This window comes from Thermus sp., from assembly GCF_056332225.1.
Map to the genome: position 1 here is coordinate 1 of NZ_JBWGQW010000125.1, position 1125 is coordinate 1125.

At 72.6% G+C, this 1125-nt stretch carries 1 protein-coding gene and 1 pseudogene; both read left to right on the top strand.

All coding sequences use genetic code 11. The features are described from left to right. The coding region (locus AC01Y6_RS10430; RefSeq protein WP_476671454.1) for a polysaccharide deacetylase family protein at window positions 1-845 on the top strand (845 nt) is incomplete at its 5' end. After that, window positions 842-1125: pseudogene (locus AC01Y6_RS10435) on the top strand (DUF5009 domain-containing protein); the annotation flags it as partial. The gene AC01Y6_RS10430 and the pseudogene AC01Y6_RS10435, both read left to right, overlap by 4 nt.

Sequence of the window (1125 nt, forward strand, 5' to 3'; positions counted from 1 at the left end):
CGAGCCCCTACCGGGGGCCCGAGGACTTCCCCCTCTTCACCGCCAGCGTCCCCAAGGACCGGGTGCGGGAGTTCCTCGCCCTGAAGGAGCCCCGGGGCTACGAGCGGCTCTGGCTGAACCCGGGCCGCGCCCCCCTCCGCCCCTTGGAGCCGGTTTTGGAGGACCGCCCCCGGGTGGAGGGGCCCCAGGCCCTCGAGGGCCGCGAGCGGGCCTTCCAGCTCCTGCAAAGCCGCAAGGGGCCTAGGGGTGGGGTGATCTACCACGGGAACCCCGCTCTGCCCTACGCCGCCCTCACCTTTGACGACGCCCCCCATCCCCTCTTCACCCCCCTCCTCCTGGACACCTTGAGGCGGCTTGGCCTCAAGGCCACCTTCTTCGTCATTGGCCGCAACGCCGAGGCCTATCCCTACTTCGTGCGGGACCTGGTGGCCCAGGGCCACGAGCTCGGGAACCACACCTACCACCACGTGCGCCTGCCGGGCCTCCCCGAGGCCGGGGTGCGGGAGGAGCTCCTCCTCTGCAACCAGGTCCTGGAGGACCTCGCGGGGGCCCCGCCCCGCTACTTCCGCCCGCCCGGGGGCCGCTTTGACCGCACCGTGCTCCGGGTGGCCCGGGAGCTCGGCCTCACCACGGTCTTCTGGACCGACGACCCCGGGGACTACGCCAGGCTTTCACCCCAGGTCCTGGAGGCCCGCCTGCTGGCCCACCTCCGCTACGGGGGCATCGTCCTCCTTCACGAGAACGTGCGGGCCACCCTCGAGGTCCTCCCCGCCTTCCTCCGCCTGGCCCGGGCCCGCGGCCTGGCCCTGGGGCCGGTCTCCTCCTTACCCCTCGCCCTGCGATGAGGGAACCCGCCCTGGACGCCTTCCGGGGCCTGGTGGTGCTCCTCATGCTCTTCGTGAACAACCTGCCCCCGGGCGCCCCTCCTTGGCTCGGCCACGGGCCCTTCGGCCGGAGCTACTTCCTGGCGGACTGGGTCTTCCCCTGGTTTCTCCTGGCCATGGGGGCGGCCATCCCCATGAGCCGGAGGGGCTTCCTCCGCCTCGGGCTTCCCGAGTGGCGCTACGAGGTGCGCGTCCTCCGCCGGTCCGCCCTCCTCTTCCTCCTGGGCCTAGGCCTCACCGG